This window comes from Mycoplana sp. MJR14 (genome assembly GCF_029210525.1).
Taxonomy (GTDB): domain Bacteria; phylum Pseudomonadota; class Alphaproteobacteria; order Rhizobiales; family Rhizobiaceae; genus Mycoplana.
In genome coordinates this window covers 191775-206370 of record NZ_JARGEO010000004.1, presented here as the reverse complement: position 1 = coordinate 206370, position 14596 = coordinate 191775, and the positions used below count along the sequence as shown (strand labels likewise).

Annotated in this window: 14 protein-coding genes; 9 read left to right on the top strand and 5 right to left on the bottom strand. The window is 68.2% G+C overall.

Annotated features, from left to right (window positions below):
- The first annotated feature begins 1 nt into the window (after position 1).
- From P0086_RS11575 to P0086_RS11555, 5 genes are read left to right on the top strand one after another with little or no spacing between them, the layout of a single operon-like run.
- The gene (locus tag P0086_RS11575) at positions 2-1312 is read left to right on the top strand and encodes a dihydrolipoamide acetyltransferase family protein (protein WP_275785546.1); all 1311 of its coding nucleotides are present in this window, start codon (positions 2-4) and stop codon (positions 1310-1312) included.
- A gap of 4 nt (positions 1313-1316) precedes the next feature.
- Entirely contained in the window at positions 1317-2714 is a 1398-nt protein-coding gene (lpdA, locus tag P0086_RS11570; protein ID WP_275785544.1) for a dihydrolipoyl dehydrogenase, read from the top strand.
- Entirely contained in the window at positions 2698-3816 is a 1119-nt protein-coding gene (locus tag P0086_RS11565) for an enoyl-CoA hydratase/isomerase family protein (protein WP_275785541.1), read from the top strand. The genes lpdA and P0086_RS11565 overlap by 17 nt, the downstream gene beginning before the upstream one ends.
- Positions 3813-4709 (top strand): 3-hydroxyisobutyrate dehydrogenase, encoded by an 897-nt coding sequence (gene mmsB / locus P0086_RS11560; protein WP_275785538.1) that lies wholly within the window; start codon positions 3813-3815, stop codon positions 4707-4709. The genes P0086_RS11565 and mmsB overlap by 4 nt, the downstream gene beginning before the upstream one ends.
- A 30-nt stretch (positions 4710-4739) precedes the next feature.
- Positions 4740-5510, top strand: coding sequence for an enoyl-CoA hydratase (locus P0086_RS11555; RefSeq protein WP_112595749.1), 771 nt, complete (start codon positions 4740-4742; stop codon positions 5508-5510).
- Between the two features lie 45 nt (positions 5511-5555).
- Here the strand turns inward: P0086_RS11555 and P0086_RS11550 are convergent, their stop codons facing one another.
- From P0086_RS11550 to P0086_RS11530, 5 genes are all read right to left on the bottom strand, one after another.
- The gene (locus P0086_RS11550; RefSeq protein ID WP_162714960.1) at positions 5556-5720 is read right to left on the bottom strand and encodes a hypothetical protein; all 165 of its coding nucleotides are present in this window, start codon (positions 5718-5720) and stop codon (positions 5556-5558) included.
- 233 nt (positions 5721-5953) lie between these two features.
- Entirely contained in the window at positions 5954-8170 is a 2217-nt protein-coding gene (locus tag P0086_RS11545) for a xanthine dehydrogenase family protein molybdopterin-binding subunit (protein WP_275785535.1), read from the bottom strand.
- 3 nt (positions 8171-8173) lie between these two features.
- Complete coding sequence (locus tag P0086_RS11540; protein WP_112595753.1) at positions 8174-8632, bottom strand: (2Fe-2S)-binding protein; 459 nt, start codon at positions 8630-8632, stop codon at positions 8174-8176.
- Between the two features lie 221 nt (positions 8633-8853).
- Positions 8854-9798 carry an AraC family transcriptional regulator gene (locus P0086_RS11535; protein WP_112595755.1) on the bottom strand — a complete coding sequence of 315 codons (945 nt, stop codon included), beginning with the start codon at positions 9796-9798 and terminating at the stop codon, positions 8854-8856.
- Positions 9799-9995: 197 nt separating this feature from the next.
- Entirely contained in the window at positions 9996-11036 is a 1041-nt protein-coding gene (locus P0086_RS11530) for a calcium-binding protein (protein WP_275785530.1), read from the bottom strand.
- A 152-nt stretch (positions 11037-11188) separates the two neighbouring features.
- On the opposite strand from P0086_RS11530, the gene P0086_RS11525 reads away from it, so the two are divergent.
- The 4 genes from P0086_RS11525 (at position 11189) to P0086_RS11510 (ending at position 14583) form a co-directional block, all read left to right on the top strand.
- Entirely contained in the window at positions 11189-11548 is a 360-nt protein-coding gene (locus P0086_RS11525) for a PepSY domain-containing protein (RefSeq protein ID WP_275785527.1), read from the top strand.
- Positions 11545-12207, top strand: coding sequence for a response regulator transcription factor (locus P0086_RS11520; RefSeq protein WP_112595761.1), 663 nt, complete (start codon positions 11545-11547; stop codon positions 12205-12207). The genes P0086_RS11525 and P0086_RS11520 overlap by 4 nt, the downstream gene beginning before the upstream one ends.
- Positions 12204-13550: a HAMP domain-containing sensor histidine kinase gene (locus P0086_RS11515; RefSeq protein ID WP_148651648.1), complete on the top strand. Its 1347-nt coding sequence runs from the start codon at positions 12204-12206 to the stop codon at positions 13548-13550. Before P0086_RS11520 ends, P0086_RS11515 begins: the two co-directional genes overlap by 4 nt.
- A 199-nt stretch (positions 13551-13749) precedes the next feature.
- Entirely contained in the window at positions 13750-14583 is an 834-nt protein-coding gene (locus P0086_RS11510) for an acetylxylan esterase (RefSeq protein WP_112614049.1), read from the top strand.
- Positions 14584-14596 lie beyond the last annotated feature (13 nt).

Sequence of the window (14596 nt, the reverse complement as noted above, 5' to 3'; positions counted from 1 at the left end):
AATGGGCGAATTCGTCATCAAGATGCCGGACGTGGGCGAAGGCGTTGCCGAGGCCGAACTGGTGGAATGGCACGTCAAGCCGGGCGATCCGGTGCGCGAGGACATGGTGCTCGCCGCCGTCATGACCGACAAGGCGACCGTCGAGATCCCCTCGCCGGTCGACGGCACCGTGCTCTGGCTCGGCGCCGAGGTCGGCGACACGGTCGCCGTCAAGGCGCCGCTGCTGCGGATCGAGATCGCCGGCGAGGGCGAACCGATGGCGGCGGAGAGCCCGGCCGTGGCGGAACCCGCCGCGAAGGCCGAGGCGAAGGAACCGGCACGGCCGGAGCCCGTCAAGCCGCAGCCGGCAGCCGTTGCACCGGCGAGGCCGGCCCCCGCGGAGCCTGTGGCGCCGGAAGCGCGCAAGCCCGCCGAGCGTCCCGTCCCGCGCGAGCCCGCCGAGCGGCCGCTGGCCTCGCCGGCCGTCCGGCTTCGCGCCCAGGAGGCCGGCATCGACCTGCGCCAGGTGACCGGCACCGGACCTGCGGGCCGCATCGGCCACGATGACCTCGACCAGTTCCTGGCCCGTGGCCCCCAGCCTGCCATCGCCCCGACCGGCCTTGCCCGGAAGACGGCGACCGAGGAGATCAAGGTCACCGGCATGCGCCGGCGGATCGCCGAGAAGATGCGGCTTTCGGCATCGCGCATCCCCCACATCACCTATGTCGAGGAGGTGGACGTCACCGACCTGGAGGACCTGCGCGCCACGATGAACGACGGCCGCAAGCCGGACCAGCCGAAGCTGACGATCCTGCCCTTCCTGATGCGGGCGATGGTCAAGACGCTCGGCGAGCAGCCCGACGTCAACGCCACCTTCGACGACGATGCCGGCATCGTCACCCGCTACGCTGCGGTCCACATCGGCATCGCCACCCAGACGCCGGCGGGGCTGATCGTCCCGGTCGTGCGCCACGCCGAGGCCCGTTCGGTCTGGGACAGCGCCGCCGAGCTGGCGCGCCTCGCCGAGGCCGCCAGGAACGGCACCGCCGCGCGCGAGGAATTGTCCGGCTCGACGATCACCATCACCTCGCTCGGCGCGCTCGGCGGCATCGTCACCACCCCGATCATCAACCACCCGGAAGTGGCGATCGTCGGCGTCAACAAGATCGCGATCCGCCCCGTCTGGGACGGAACCCAGTTCGTCCCCCGCAAGATCATGAACCTCTCCTCCAGCTTCGACCATCGGATCGTCGACGGATGGAACGCGGCCGTCTTCGTCCAGCGGATCAAGACGCTGCTCGAAACCCCCGCCCTGATCTTCATCGAAGGCTGATCGAATGAAAGAGATCGTCTGCAAGCTTCTCGTCATCGGCGCCGGTCCCGGCGGCTATATCTGCGCCATCCGCGCCGGTCAGCTCGGGGTCGACACCGTCATCGTCGAGGCCGGCAAGGCCGGCGGCACCTGCCTCAACATCGGCTGCATCCCTTCCAAGGCGCTGATCCACGCCGCCGAGGAGTTCGACAAGGTCCGCCACATGAGCTCGGCCCCGGACGCGCTCGGCATTTCCGTCGAGCAGCCGAAGCTCGACCTCGCCCAGACGGTGCGCTGGAAGGACGGCATCGTCGGCCGCCTGAACAGCGGCGTGCTCGGCCTGCTGCGCAAGGCCAAGGTCAAGATCGTGCACGGCCCGGCGCGCTTCCGCGACGGCAAGACGGTCGAGGTCGAGACGGAGACCGGCACCCAGGTCATCCGCGCCGAGACCGTCGTCATCGCCACCGGCTCCGAACCCGTCGAACTGCCGTCGCTGCCCTTCGGCGGCCCGGTGATCTCGTCGACCGAGGCTCTGTCGCTCACCACCGTGCCGAAGCGGCTCGTGGTCGTCGGCGGCGGCTATATCGGTCTCGAGCTCGGCACCGCCTTCGCCAAGATGGGGGCCGAGGTGACCGTGGTCGAGGCGACCCCGCAGATCCTGCCGCAATACGATGCCGAACTGGTAAAGCCGGTGGCCAAGCGGCTTGCCGAACTCGGCGTGCAGGTCCTGACCGACACCAAGGCCAAGGGGCTTTCCGGGCAAGGGGACGCACTGCTGATCGAGACCGCCGATGGCCGGGAGCAGTCGCTGCCCGCCGACAGGATCCTCGTGACCGTCGGCCGCAGGCCGCGCACCGAGGGCTGGGGTCTCGAGGAACTCGATCTCGACCGCGCCGGCCGCTTCATCCGCATCGACGACCGCTGCCGCACCTCCATGCGCGGGGTCCATGCGATCGGCGACGTCACCGGCGAACCGATGCTCGCGCACCGGGCGATGGCACAGGGCGAGATGGTCGCCGAGATCGTCGCCGGTCGCAAGCGGTCGTGGGACAAGCGCTCGATCCCCGCCGTCTGCTTCACCGACCCGGAGATCGTCACGGCCGGCCTCTCGCCGGACGAGGCCCGCGACCAGGGTCTCGAGGTCAGGATCGGCCAGTTTCCCTTCACCGCCAACGGGCGGGCGATGACCACCCAGTCAGAGGACGGCTTCGTGCGGGTCGTGGCCCGCGCCGATACCAACCTCGTGCTCGGCCTGCAGGCCGTCGGCGCCGGCATCTCCGAGCTCTCCAGCGCGTTTTCGCTGGCGCTCGAGATGGGCGCCCGGCTGGAGGACATCGCCGGCACCATCCACGCCCACCCGACCCGTAGCGAAGGCCTGCAGGAGGCCGCATTGAAGGCGCTTGGCCATGCCCTCCACATCTGACCCGGCAACGACCGCCGCCGCTGCGGCGGACATCCAGACGCTCGTCGAACGCACCGGCGCGCTCGGCCGAATCCGGCTCAACAGGCCGAAGGCCCTGAACAGCCTGACGCTGGCGATGGTGCGCGACATCGAGCGCGCGCTGGACGACTTCGAGGACGACCCGCAGGTCGCAGCCGTCCTCGTCAGCGGCGAGGGCGAGCGCGGGCTCTGCGCCGGCGGCGACATCCGCATGATTTACGAAGGCGGCAGGGCCGGCACCGACGCACCGGCGACCTTCTGGCGCGAGGAATATCGCCTGAACGCCCGGCTCGGGCGCCTGCGCAAGCCCCATGTCGCCTTCATGGACGGCATCGTCATGGGCGGCGGCGCCGGTGTCTCCGTCCACGGCAGCCACCGCATCGTCACCGAGCGCACCCGGCTCGCCATGCCCGAGACCGGCATCGGCTTCTTTCCCGATGTCGGCGCCTCGTGGTTCCTGACGCGCGGCGGAGGCGAACTCGGCACCTATGCGGCCCTGACCGGCGAACAACTGTCGGCCGCCGACGCGATCGCATTCGGCCTTGCCGATCACTATCTCCCCTCGGCGCGCCTGCCCGCACTGGTCGAGGCGCTGGCGGGCCTGCCCGCATCGGCCACGCCGGCCGACGTATCGGCCGCCATCGCCGCTCTGGCCCTTGCCCCGCCGGACGCGGCCGTGGCGCTGCAGAAACCTGCGATCGACCGGCTGTTCGCCTTCGACACGATGGAGCAGATCTTCCAGGCGCTCCAGCAGGAGGGCACGCCCTTTGCAGAAGCTGTGCTTGCCGTCCTCAAGACGAAATCGCCGCTGAGCCTCAAGGTCACGTTGCGGCTCTTGCGCCTCGGCCGCGCCGCGCCATCGCTTCGGGCCTGCCTCGAAAACGAATTTGCCGCCACCGCGGCCGTCCTGCGAAGCCATGATTTCTACGAGGGCGTCCGCGCCGCCGTGATCGACAAGGACCGCAATCCGCAATGGCGTCCGGCGCGGCTCGCCGATGTCGCGGAAGCCGACGTCGCCGCATTCTTCGAGCCCTCTATCGAACCGCTGTTTCCGGAAGCCGCCGGGAAAGGAGAGCGCACATGACCGCCATCGCATTCATCGGCCTCGGTCACATGGGCGGCCCGATGGCCGCGAACCTGGTGAAGGCGGGACACGACGTCCGCGGCTTCGATCTCGCGGCACCGTCGCTGGAACTGGCCCGGCAGAACGGTATCGCCACCTATCCCTCGCTCGCCGAGACGGTGTCCGGCGCCGGCACGGTCATCACCATGCTGCCGGCCGGACAGCATGTCATCTCGGTCTGGCAGGAACTCGTCGATGCGGTGCCGGCCGGCACGCTCCTCATCGATTGCTCGACGATCGACATCGACAGTGCCCGCAAGGCCCATGCCCTTGCGGCGGCGAAGGGCTGCCCGGCGCTCGATGCCCCGGTCTCGGGCGGCACCGGCGGCGCTGCCGCCGGCACGCTCACCTTCATGGTCGGCGGCGCGGCCGACGTCTTTTCCGGCGCCGGACCGATCTTTGCGGCCATGGGCAAGAGGATCATCCATTGCGGCGACGCCTCCGCCGGCCAGGCGGCAAAGATCTGCAACAACATGATCCTCGGCATCAGCATGATTGCCGTCGGCGAGGCTTTTGTGCTTGGCGAGAAGCTGGGCCTGACCCATCAGGCGCTCTACGACGTCGCCTCCGTCTCCTCCGGCCAGTGCTGGTCGCTGACGACCTATTGCCCGGTGCCCGGCCCCGTGCCGACGTCGCCCGCCAACCGCGGCTATGAGCCGGGTTTCGCCGCAGCCCTGATGCTGAAGGACCTGAAGCTGTCGCAGGCCGCGTCCGAGGCGACCGGCGCGATGACCCCGCTCGGCGCCAAGGCCGCCCGCCTCTACCAGCTGTTTGCCGACGAGGGCTTCGGCGAGAAGGATTTCTCTGGCATCATCAACATGTTACGCGACAAGTCCGGTTCGGCTGTCGAGTGACGGGCGATCAGCAGATTAGGAGAGACACCGTTGGAAAAGCCGATCATCGTCGAACATCAGGGCCGCGTCGTGGTCGTCACGCTGAACCGGCCCGCAGCCCGCAACGCGCTGAACACCGAGATCATGCGGGCGATGGGCGAGGAACTCGCCCCCCTCGACCGCGATCCCGGCGTCGGCTGCTTCGTCATCCGCGGCTCGGACAAGGCGTTCGCCGCCGGCGCCGACATCAAGGAGATGGCCGAAAAGTCGTTCTCGGCCATGTACAATGACGATTTCTTCGCCGGCTGGGAGAGGTTCGCGTCCCTGCGCACCCCGAAGATCGCCGCCGTCTCCGGCTACGCGCTGGGCGGCGGCTGCGAGCTGGCGATGATGTGCGACATGATCTTCGCCGCCGACACCGCCATGTTCGGCCAGCCGGAGATCAAGCTCGGCGTGATCCCCGGCATGGGCGGCTCGCAGCGGCTGACGAAGCTGGTCGGCAAGTCCAAGGCGATGGACTTGATCCTGACCGGCCGGATGATGGATGCGGCGGAGGCCGAGCGCTGCGGCCTCGTCGCCCGCGTCGTTCCCGCCGACCGGCTGATGGAGGAGACGATGCAGGCCGCGCAGACCATAGCCGGCTATGGCAAGGCCGCGACGACGGCGGCCCGCGAGGCGGTCGACCGGGCGCTGGAGCTGGGCCTGCGGGAAGGCATCCAGTTCGAGCGCCGCCTGTTCCACGCGCTGTTCGCCACCGCCGACCAGAAAGAGGGCATGGCCGCCTTCGTCGAGAAGCGGAGCCCGAACTTCAAGGGCGAATAGGGGCCAGCGGGAGGGTCGCGTCGGGCGCGCCCCCCTGTGATCTCGTCAGTGCCGGGTCTGTGCCGGCATCTCCTCGCTCAGGAAGCGATGGGCGTCGCGCAGGGCGCTGACGAGCATGTCGGTCAGGATATCGCCGCTGCCGCCTTCGAGAAACTGGGCGAGCATCTCTTCGCTGATTTCGCCGTCCCGCGTTCCATCGTCCGACCTCATGGCGTCCCCCCGTCTTCCCGCCGCGCCGGCATCCAGGCCAGGCGCGGGTAGTTTCAATGGCCTGCGCGGGACCGAAGCGTCATCGACGACGCAGCGACCCTGCACAGTATCGAGGGAGATAGGAAGCGAGGCTTGCGCTGGGCTGTCCAAAGGGGCGCCCGATGGGTGCGTAGCCTCTGAATGCAGGCAATGAAGGCCCGGCCGGAGCAACGCCCGGCCGGGCCGATTTGGTTCTAGGCGTTCAGCGACTTGGCGAAGGGCATGACGCGGATCCGCTTGCCGAGCGCGCGGTAGGCGGCGTTCGCCACGGCGGGACCGGTCGGCGGCACGCCCGGCTCGCCGATGCCGGAAGGCGCATTGGCGGAGGCCAGGATATGCACCTCGACCCTCGGCATCGCGTCGATCCGAAGCGGCGTGTAGGTGTCGAAGTTGCCCTGGTCGACCTGGCCGTTGGTCAAGGTGATCTCCTCGCCGAGGATCGAGCCGAGACCGAAGCCGATGCCGCCCTCGACCTGGGAGCGGACCTGGTCGGGATTGACCGCCAGCCCGCAATCGACGGCGGCAACGATCCGCTCGACCTTGATCCCCCCGCTTCCGTCGGCGCTCACCTCGGCGACCTGCGCGACCACCGAGCCGAAGCTCTCGGCCACGGAGACGCCGCGGAAACGGCCCTCCGGCAGCGGCTTGTCCCAGCCGGACTTCTCCGCCACCAGCTTGAGCACGACCGCATGGCGCGAATCCGGCTCCAGCATCGACAGACGGAACTCGATCGGGTCGCGCCCTGCCGCCTCGGCCACCTCGTCGAGGAAGACCTCGGCGGCGAACGCGGTGTGGGTCGAGCCGACCGATCGCCACCACAGGACCGGAACGCCGACGTCGGTGGTCGTCAGGCCGACCTTCTGGTGTGGGATGGCGTAGGGCAGGTTGCTGGCGCCTTCCACCGATGTCGGGTCGACACCGTTCTTGACCATGCCCTCGAAGGCCGTCTTCGCCATGATCGACTGGCCCACCACATGGTTCTCCCAGGCGACGAGCTTGCCGTTGCCATCGAGACCCGCCTTGACGTTGTGGACATAGGCCGGCCGGTAGCGGCCGGCGCGCATGTCGTTTTCCCGCGTCCACTGCAGCTTCACCGGCGCCCGGAAGCCGATCGCCTTGGCGACATGGACGGCCTCGGCGACCACGTCGCCGTCGAAGGTGGCGCGACGGCCGAAGCTGCCGCCCGCCTTCATCACGTGAAGGCGCACCTTCTCCACGGCGACGCCGGCGATCTGGCCGGCGATCTGCTGCTGCACGTCGGGGAACTGCAGCCCGCCCCAGACCTCGAGCGTGCCGTCCTCGTTCATGCGCGCTACCGCGTTGAGCGGCTCCATCGGCGCATGCGCGAGATAGGGGAACTCGAAGCTCGCCTCGAGCACCTTGGCGGCCGAGGCGAAGCCCGTCTCGACATTGCCGTCGTTGCGGGCCGTGGCGACCGGCGGCTTGCCGGCGAGGTCGCGATACATCGCCATCAGGTCGCTCGTGCTGCGCTTCTCGGCGCCGGTGTCGTCCCACTGCACGGTCACGGCATCGCGGCCCTTGATCGCGGCCCACATGTTCTCGCCGATCACGGCAACCCCGCGGGGCGTCTCGACGACGTCGACCACGCCCTTGACCTTCTTCGCTTCGGCGGCATCGAACGACTTCACCTTCGCCCCGAAGAGCGGCGGATGGATCATCACCGCCGTCAGCAGGCCGGGCAGCTTCACGTCGATCGTGTACAGCTGCGTCCCGTTCGCCTTGCGGGCACTGTCGAAGCGCTTCAGCTTCTCGTTGCCGATCAGCGTCCATTTGGCCGGCTGCTTCAGCGTCACTTCGGCCGGAACCGGCAGCGCCGCCGCCTTTGCGGCAAACTGGCCGAAATGCCCGCTCTTTCCCGACGGATGCGACAGCACGCCGTTTTCGACGCTGATCTCCCCGGCGTTCACGCCCCACTCTGCGGCAGCGGCGGCGACCAGCATGGCCCGGGCGGCGGCACCCGCCTTGCGGTAGCGCTCCCACGACGTCACCATCGAGGTCGAGCCGCCGGTCCCCTGGATCGCCCCGCCGAAGGCGAGGTTGCCATAGACCTTGACGTTGCCGGCGGCACCGACGACGTCGATCGTCGACCAGTCGGCATCGAGTTCCTCGGCGACGAGCGTGGCAAGGCCGTTATAGGACCCCTGCCCCATCTCGAACTGCGACGAGAGAACCGTGACCTTGCCATCGCCGTCGATGACGACATAAGGCGAGAAGCTGTGCTGGCCTTCGCCCGCCGCCGTCTCGCTTGCGAGCGCCGGCGCCGAGGCCAGGATGTTGAAGCCGACGGCCAGGCCGCCGCCGGTGGCGAGGGCGCCGAGCAGGAACTGGCGGCGGGACGCCTGCACCGTCTTTGCCGGCAGGCTTATCGATTGCATGATCTTCGGAAACATCGCTCAGGCCTCCAGGCGTCTTGCAGCTTCGTGGATACCGGCCCGGATGCGGTGATAGGTGGCGCACCGACAGAGGTTTCCGGACATGGCGGCGTCGATGTCGTCGTCGGTAGGCTTGGGATTGTTGGCCAGAAGGTCGGTCGCCGACATGATCTGGCCGGATTGACAGTACCCGCACTGCGGCACGTCGAGATCGGCCCAGACCGCCTGCACCGTTTCGGCGACCTTGCCGCTGATGCCTTCGATCGTCGTCACCTGCGCGCCCTCGATGTCGCCGATGAAGGTCTGGCAGGACCTGACCGGTACGCCGTCGACGTGCACCGTGCAGGCGCCGCACTGCGCCATGCCGCAGCCGAACTTCGTTCCCGTCAGACCGACGAGGTCGCGGATGACCCAGAGAAGCGGCATGTCCGGCTCGGCATCCACGCTGTGTTCGGTGCCGTTGATGGTTACAGTCACCATGATTGTCTCCTTGCGTTGAGGCATGAGGCTGGGGCGGCAGGCATCCGGACAGGCCGGGGGCAGCCACGGCAGCGAGCCATGCGAGCAGCTGCACGATAGGAGAAGGGGACTGCAGCGGATAGAAACGATCCTGCCGGATTATTGCCCGATCCTGTCGAAAGGGCCAGCGATCGGCGATCTGCCGGTAACATTTCCGCGACCCGGCACGGCGCCGGGACCGACTAGCCCACGGATCCGCGGCGCGTCGAATCGTCGGATTTGAGGATGACCTTGATGTCGCGAACCGGCGGATGGCCGAACATCCTGCGGTATTCGCGGCTGAACTGCGTCGGGCTCTCGTAGCCGACCCGGAGCGCCACGGTCGCCGCATCCAGCGGTTCGGCGAGCATGAGATCGCGCGCGTGATGGAGGCGAAGCTGCTTCTGGAACTGCAGCGGACTCATCGCCGTCATCGCGCGGAAATGATGGTGCAGGGTGGAAACGCCCATGTTGGCGATTTCGGCGAGCTCCTCGACGCGCAGGGGCCGCGTGTAGTTTTCCTTCAGCCAGGCGACCGCCTTTGCCACGCGATTGCTGCTCGTTCCGCTGAGCGCGATCCGCCGAAGTCGCGCCCCCTGCTCACCCGTCAAAAGCCGGTAGAGGATCTCGCCATGGATATGGCCCGCCAGGAACGGGATGTCCTGCGGCGAAATCGTCAGCGATATCAGGCGGTAGAAGGCATCGAACAGTTCCGGCGTCGCCGTCCCGACCGCAACGTCGAGATCGCGGCCGTTCGTCTCGGCGCCGTTGAGATCGAAGTCGGCGATCAGCCGCCGCAGCTTCTCGAGATCGAGCCGTAACGAGGCGGCCACATAGGGCTCCACCACGCTCGCCTCGCAGATCTGTCCCGTCATCGGCAGGCCGATCGCCGTCAGGAAGAAGCACCGCTCGTCATAGACGAAGGTCTCCCCGCCCACATGCACGCGCTTGCTGCCCTTGATGATCACCGACAGGCTCGGCTCGTAGACGGTGGAGAACGGCCCCGCTGGCTCGACGACCCGAAAGAGGGAAAGGCCGGGCACGTCGTGCGCGAAGGAACGGCCATCCCACGGCAGCCGCGACATGACCTCCAGGATCCGCTCGCGAATGCCGGCGGTTTGCGAGCGCAGGTCCAGATCCGTCACCATGTTCAATCGCTGCCATTGCCGTGTTATCGTTCGACAATCCTATACGATCGAAGCGCGATTGTCGCGCAGAATTGCCGAACGCTTCCGCGCGCAAGAGGATCGGGCAACAATGCAACCGGCGGCGTCCTTCCCGGCGCCGCCGGCGCGCCATGACCTCGCCCTGTCCTTCCGGCAGGGCGAGGCCTCGCGAAGGGCGATCAGACGAAGAGGAAGTCGCTTTCGCGCAGCTCGGCGACCGTCGTATCCTCCAGCGTCAGCCGGGCGCCGCCGAAGTCGAACCGCAGGTCGTCGCCGCCGTCCGCAGGCCGCGCCAGCGCCACGAATTCGTCGAAGTCGGACACGCCGAGGGACGTGCCGATCCTGATCGTGTCGGTGCCGGCCCGATAGTCCTCGATTTCCGTGTAGCCGCGCGTGAACACGAACGTGTCGGCGCCGCTGCCGCCGTGCAGTTCGTTGCGGCCGCTGCCGCCGTCGAGCCAGTCGTTGCCCGCCCCGCCTTCGAGGTCGTCATTGCCCGCCTCGCCATGAAGCCGGTCGTTTCCCTTGCCGCCTTCCAGCTCGTCGTGGCCGCTGCCGCCGTAGAGCCTGTCCCGGCCGTCACCGCCACGGATGTCGTCGCTGCCGGTGCCGCCCCGCAGGGTGTCGTTGCCGCCATAGCCCCAGATGTCGTCGTTGCCGGCGCCGGCGTCGATCGTATCGGCCCTGCCGGTGCCCTTGTGAGATCCGTCTGCCGAAGGCTTGGCGTCGACGGTCTCGGAAGCCGAGAAGCCGAAATGGGAGGCCTTGAGGCTCGAAAGCTTGACGTCTTCGAGACGCAGCGTGTTGCCGCCGCCGAAGTCGAACAGCACGTCCTCGCCCTCGTCGACCTGGCGCGCCTTGCCCATCAGTTCGGCGAAGCTGTCGATGCCGAGCGCGCTCGAAAGGTTGATCGTGTCGTCCCGGACGCTGAAGTCGTCGATCTCGTCGCGGCCGGAATGATAGACGAACAGATCGCGGCCCGCGCCGCCCTCGAGCTCGTCGTTGCCGGAGCCGCCGATCAGCGTGTCGTTGCCGCTGCCGCCTTCGAGCTCGTCATGGCCGGCGCCGCCTTCGAGCCGGTCATTGCCCGAGCCCCCTTCGAGATCGTCGTGGCCGCCATAGCCATAGAGACGATCGTGGCCGTCCCTGCCCGAAATGTCGTCGCCCCGGCCCGTGCCCTTCAGCAGATCCGCTTTCGTCGTCCCGTTCAATCTGGCCATGTCCGGCCTCCTTTCAGTTCTGAGTGGCGGCGCCGCGGGAGAAGGTCCCGGCCGGCGCCTGGAAGAATGGGCGGAGACTGGACGAGGACGCCTTTTGCCGTCCTGACAGCGGCTGTCAGCGAGTTGTCAGCTTCGGCCGGATATGCAAGAGCATGTTCAGAAACAGAAAATCCGCGCATGTCGGCCTCAGGGTGCTGGCGGCATGCTTTGTTCTCTATCCGGTGGTGGCGCTGAGCGAGACCGCGCAGGATGATGACGACGAGGACGTCAACGACGCGCGCGAGCACTACGAGGCCCGCGAGGCGCTGCGGCTCGGACAGGTCCGTCCGCTGGACCAGATCATCGCCGTGGTGCGCAAGGAGATCGCCGGCGATATCATCGAGATCGAGTTCGAGCGCAACGACGGGCGCTACGTCTACGAACTCGAGATCATCGATCCGTCGGGACGGGTCATCGAGGTCGAGGTCGACGCCAAGACGGCCGAGATCCTGGAGCGCGAGGAGGACGAGTGAGGTTGCTCGTTGCGGAAGACGATCGACGGATTGCCGAAGACGTGCGGACGGTGCTGACGTCGGCGGGCTATGCCGTCGATCTCGTCCGCAACGGCGAGGAAGCCTGGTTCAAGGGCGACACGGAAGACTACGGCCTGATCGTTCTCGATCTCGGGCTGCCGGGCATGGACGGCATCAGCGTCCTCAAGCAGTGGCGCATGAGCGGGCGGCATACGCCGGTCCTCGTGCTCACGGCGCGGGGAAGCTGGGCCGAGCGGGTGGAAGGGATCGACGCCGGCGCCGACGACTACCTGCCCAAGCCGTTTCAGTTCGAGGAACTGCTCGCCCGTGTTCGCGCGCTGATCCGCCGCTCGGTCGGCCACGGCGCCGCCACGATCGAGATCGGTCGCCTGGTCGTCGATACCCGGATGATGCGGGTGGCCGTCGACGGGATACCGCTCAGCCTCACCCCCTTCGAGTTCCGGCTGGTCAGCTACCTGGCCCATCATCGCGGCCGCGTCGTGCCGGCCTCCGAGCTGCAGGATCACGTCTACGGCGACGACTTCTCGCGCGAGGCCAACGCGCTCGAGGCCATGATCGCCCGCCTGCGCAAGAAGCTCGGCAGCGAGATGATCGCCACGCGGCGCGGCTTCGGCTACCTCATGGGCGACGACGGGTGATCTCGCGGCGCTCCCTGCGGCTGCGGCTCGCCCTGGCCGGTGCGGCGTCGATCGGCCTCGCCCTGGTCGTCGCCTTCTTCGGCCTGTCCTTCCTGTTCGAGCGCCACGTCGAACGCCGCGTGGTCGAGGAACTGCGCCTGCATCTGGACCAGACGATCGCCGGTCTCGGACGGGACGCCTCCGGCGCCGTCGATGTCGTCCGTCCGCCGGTCGATCCGCGCTTCCAGGCGCCGCTTTCCGGGCTCTACTGGCAGATCCAGGGCGGCGGCATCGAACGCCATTCGCGTTCGCTGTGGGACGAGGTGCTCGATCTGCCGCAGCTGTCGCCGTCCGCCCCCCGCGAGTTCTCGCTGAAGGGTCCGGCGGGTGCGGACCTGCTCGTTCTCGCCCGCGAGGTCATCCTCGAACATCCCCTCGGCGACCAGCCGGTGATCGCCGCCGTCGGCATGGACCGTTCCGACATCTTGAGGGCAACGGCGGGTTTCCGCCGCGACCTCGCCCCCTTCCTCGCCCTTCTGGCCGCAGTCCTCATGGCGGCGAGCCTTGCCCAGATCCTGATCGGCCTGCGGCCGCTCGCCGATCTCCGCGCCCGGATCGCGAAGATCCGCAGCGGCGAGGCGCAGCGCCTCGGGATCGCCTTTCCCGACGAGGTCCAGCCGCTGACCATGGAGGTGGATGCGCTGCTGGCCTCCCGCGAGGAGCAGTTGCGCCAGGCGCGCGAGCGCGCCTCCGGGCTGGCGCATGCGTTCAAGACGCCGCTTCAGGCCCTTTCCGGCGATGTCCTGCGGCTCAGGCAGCGCGGCGAGACCGGTGCTGCCGACGAGATCGAGGCGCTGATTGCCGTCATGCGCCGGCTGGTGGATCACGAAATGGCGCGGGCACGCATCGCCGGAAAGGGCCATTCGGCGCGCTCGGATGTCGCGCGTGTCACGTCCAGCGTCGTCGCGGTCGTCTGCCGGACGCCGGCCGCCGCCGCCATCGAATGGAGCATCGACGTCCCGGATGGCCTCCAGGCCCGCATCGATCCGGACGATCTCTCCGAACTGCTCGGCAGCCTGACGGAGAACGCGGTCCGCTACGGCCGATCGCAGGTCGCGATCACGGCGAGGCGGGAGGGCAGTGCCATCCTGCTGGAAATCCGCGACGACGGGCCGGGCATTCCGCAGGAAAAGCTGCGGCACGTCCTGCGCCGGGGCGAACGGCTCGATACCAGCAGCGGTGGAGCAGGACTCGGCCTGGCCATAGCCGAAAGCATCATCCGGACGGTCGGCGGCGACATAAGGCTCGAAAACGGCGGGCCCGGTCTATGCGTCTCGATAAGCCTGCCGGCTGCGGAGGCGTAGGGCCATAGCGCATTGGCCGTGATGTGTACGCGATCCCCTGCGCGGGCTCCCCCCTTTGGTCAGATTGCGGCCGCGCCGGACAACCGCTACCCTACCCGGAATGCGAGCAGGGGGCGGCTCGTAGCGCGGAATACCTGCGCTGGCCTGCGCTTGTCTTCGTCGCATTGAGGGTGGCAAACCGGCGGCGGCGGGGGGTTGCATGAGCGTGGTGCAGATTGTCCTTGGCGTGCTCGCTTTCGCCGCAGCCTCTGTCGCCGGCGCCGTCTGGGCCTTCCAGACCTACGGCATGTATCGCTTCGATCCCAGACCCAACAGCCCCGGCGAGTTCGGACTGCCGTCCACGGTAAGGGTCGTCCGCTACACCTCGGAGGACGGCGCGCCCGTGCACGCCTGGATCGCCGATCCGGCTAAGGGTCTGCCGGTCATCCTCAGCTTCTACGGCAACCAGTCGTGCATCGGCGGCTCGATGGGACGGCTCAGCCGGCTGATCCAGGCCGGCTACGGCATCATGATGATGGAGTATCGCGGTTCCGGCGGAACGCCCGGAAAGCCGAGCGCGGCGAATTTCGCGCGGGATGCGCGCGCGCTCTACGACCAGATGGATGCGCTGCTGGGAGAGGTGATACCGACCGATCGCCGGGTGCTCTACGGCTTCAGCCTGGGGGCGGGCGTCGCCAGCAGGCTTGCCGAGGAACGCAGTTTCAGCGCCGCGATCTTCGAGGCCGCGCCCTACCGGACCTGTCTCTTCTACGAGGACCGCTATTTCGGCTTTCCGCTCTGCCGCCTGATGTGGTCCGAGCGCTACGACATCATCGATCACCTGCGCAACGTCAGGGTGCCGAAGCTCCTGGTTCACGGCCGGCTCGACCGGTCCCTGCCGGTGGAACGTGCCCGCCGCCTGTTCCAGGAGGCCCCGGAGCCGAAGCAATATGTCGAACTGCCCGGCGGCGGCCATGCCGATCTGCACGAGTACGGGTTGATTCCGGCTATCGAATCCTTCCTTCAGGAGCAGTTGCGCCCCGTCGTTCAATGACGGGGCGCCCTCC